Source organism: Candidatus Aegiribacteria sp. (assembly GCA_021108435.1).
Taxonomy (GTDB): domain Bacteria; phylum Fermentibacterota; class Fermentibacteria; order Fermentibacterales; family JCC-6; genus Aegiribacteria.
Genome location: JAIOQY010000147.1, coordinates 1 through 2,497, shown reverse-complemented (window position 1 = coordinate 2,497; position 2,497 = coordinate 1). Strand labels below are relative to the sequence as shown.

The window sequence follows — 2,497 nt, the reverse complement described above, 5'->3', positions numbered from 1 at the left end:
ATCACAGGAAAGCTTCACTGCCGTGATAATTCAGCGATCCAGCATAATAAACGCACTGAAAGAACTGTTCGAAATGTACTGGTTACAGTCAATGAGTGTTGAGGAGTTCAGAGAAAAATACAAGGAATCAATTACTGCGGAAAACACATGATACTGAGATAGAAAGAGAATATTAATAATTTGATCTGCTAAAAGCTTAGCTATTATTTTAAGGGAGGAAGAAAATGAAGAGTGCGAGAATATTTCACGGTGCGATGACAATAGCAGTATTGATGACTCTCTCAGGTATTGCCTGGAGTATCGATATTTCGGACGGTTATTATTATCCAACCGAATCGAGAGGACACAATCCGCAGGTAATAACAGCCAGCAATTTCGGTCCTCAGATCTATTACTATTCCGGAACTCACAACAGAACATATTTCCTGTGGATGCAGCGGGGCGGGACAGGATATTCCATCGAAAATATGGTTCTTTATTACGATCATGATACCGAAGAGCTTTCCGAGTCATACGGTGTAGGCCCCGGAACACCCGGAGCAACAGATTGCCATGCCCATGGAGCCGTAATAGTTGCTGATGACGGCCACATAATTGTGATTCATGAAAAGCTATGGAATACCGGCGGCAGTGGTCATAACTCGGAGTATCAGATCAAGCGTTCGGTAAATCCTGAAGATCCTTCAGCTGGTTTCACTCTGGTACACCAAACTGGATCAGGCAACTGCTATCCCAAGATCTGGAAAACAGCGAATGGTGATCTTTTTGTGTCATCAAGGTATGGAAGCGATTCTTATTACAATCATTACCGGATAATGCTGTTCAAATCCACAGATAACGGTCTGACATGGGATGCCGGAAACATCGTTGTGAACTTTGGAACCGCACGAAACTACTGGGCATATCATGGAAGAATTACACAGAGCGACACTGACGGAATTCATCTCGCGGTAAACCGGTGTGATCGCGATCCAGGTTACGGTTATCCGGATTGCTATTATCTGAACAGTGAAGACGGCGAGAACTGGACAAATATAGATGGTTCTTTCACAAAGAATATCATCACGGATGGACCTCTCACCTGTGATGAGATGGATAGCCACTGCCTTGTGCAGCACCTTCCGGGAAACAACGAAATAACCTCTCTAGGCTCGGGATGTTTTTCACCGTCAGGTGACATCTACTTTACCAATGGCGAAACGTGGCGAAACAGCCCCGATCCTTGTGACTGGTATCTGCGCTACTGGGAAGACAATGAGTGGAAGAAAGTAGTAATACCCCATAACGGCGAATTCATGTGGATATATGGATTGCATTGTATTACGGATGAAGAATTTGACATTTACATCGAGTACTACGGAACAGCAAAACGTGAAATACAGAGATGGAAAACAACGAACAGGGGTCAGACCTGGAACGTCGTCGAGGAAATAACCAGCGGAAGTGATTACGATCACAGATATCCTGTAATTACATCCAATCTGGACGACTCACCATATCTTTCACTGGCTTCAAGTTATCTAAACGCAAGCAGTTGTGCTGATTTCTATATAATGTCACGGGAGAAACCAACCACTTCCTTAGAAGAACAGTCAACATCAGGGATGCTTACAGATGTGATCCTCAATCAGAACAGTCCCAATCCCATAAGTCTTCATACAGCAATTTCATATACTCTTTCGGAAACAGGTTCGGTTTCATTAGCAGTTTATGACATCAGCGGAAAACTTGTGGAAACTCTCGTTGACGGAGAAATACAGCAGGAAGGAAATCATTCTGTTCTGTGGGATACAGGTGAAATGCATTCGGGTATTTACTTCTATCGCATCACAACCGGGAATACTACCGAAACAAGGATGTGTACCGTACTGAGATAACATAGATTTTGCTCCTGCACTGATTTATTCAATGCAGGAGCAGAGTTCAGATTCGGGACATGAACCTCTTTCGTGTTCCCGTCAATCTTGATTGAAGTCCTGAAAGCAAGCTCTTCCTCAGATGCAGCAAATCAGAATACAACTAAAACCTCAGCAGTACCATCGTACCGTTACAAATATCGAACAGTATCTGACTTCCTGAGAACTGTAGTCATACGAACCCGGAATGATATAATCAATAATCCACTTCGGGAAAGTAAGGCTTGACATCTGAGTAAATCAGAATCATTGTCGTCCCGCAGGGGACAACATAAGAAGAAATGAGAGTATTCCTTTGAATCTCAAACAACTGGATGAAATATTCAGCTATATAGATTTAGTGCCTGGTGAGGTTAAGGTCTATCTGGCATTACTTAAAAAGAAGAATTGTACCCCAGCAGAGGTCGCAAAGATATCTGGTTTGAAAAGAACAAAAGTCTATGACCTCCTGACATCACTTGAAAAAAAAGGCGCATGTACTTTACTGCAGTCCACTCAGAAGATATACGAACCTGTCGACCCGGAATTTTTAATGGAGAAATTGAATAAAAGGCTTTCTCTGATAACATCCGGCATCAGCG

General features: G+C 42.9%; 2 protein-coding genes. Both read left to right on the top strand.

Going from position 1 to position 2,497, the window contains the following annotated elements:
• Window positions 1–224: 224 nt before the first annotated feature.
• The gene (locus K8R76_08435) at window positions 225–1,877 is read left to right on the top strand and encodes a T9SS type A sorting domain-containing protein (GenBank protein MCD4848203.1); all 1,653 of its coding nucleotides are present in this window, start codon (window positions 225–227) and stop codon (window positions 1,875–1,877) included.
• A gap of 334 nt (window positions 1,878–2,211) precedes the next feature.
• Window positions 2,212–2,497: hypothetical protein (locus K8R76_08430; protein MCD4848202.1), on the top strand; the 286-nt coding region annotated here is incomplete at its 3' end.